The 267-nt window shown below is 72.3% G+C and carries 1 pseudogene; it reads right to left on the bottom strand.

The annotated features are described in order from the left end of the window. Positions 1-267, bottom strand: a pseudogene (locus KVT32_RS30260) (MBL fold metallo-hydrolase); the annotation flags it as partial.

Raw genomic sequence — 267 nt, 5'->3', positions numbered from 1 at the left:
CGTGTGCAGCGGCTGGAAGGCCAGCCCCCCGCCCCTGACCGGCTTCCCCTCTTCCAGCTGCCCGTCGGCGCAGGCGACGCGCTCGTCCGCCGGCGCCGCGATCCGGCTGCCGGTCTTTTCCTTCAGCGCGAGCGCGGCCGTGATGTGGTCGGCATGGACATGGGTATCGACGCTGTACGCCAGGGTGAGGCCGAGGCCGGCGATGACCTCGAGGTCGCGCTCGACGCTGACGATGACCGGGTCGACCAGCACGGCCTGGCCGGTGTC

The sequence above is a fragment of the Achromobacter sp. GbtcB20 genome, assembly GCF_019091095.1.
GTDB classification, from domain to species: domain Bacteria; phylum Pseudomonadota; class Gammaproteobacteria; order Burkholderiales; family Burkholderiaceae_B; genus Achromobacter; species Achromobacter mucicolens.
This window is presented reverse-complemented; position numbering and strand designations above follow the sequence as displayed.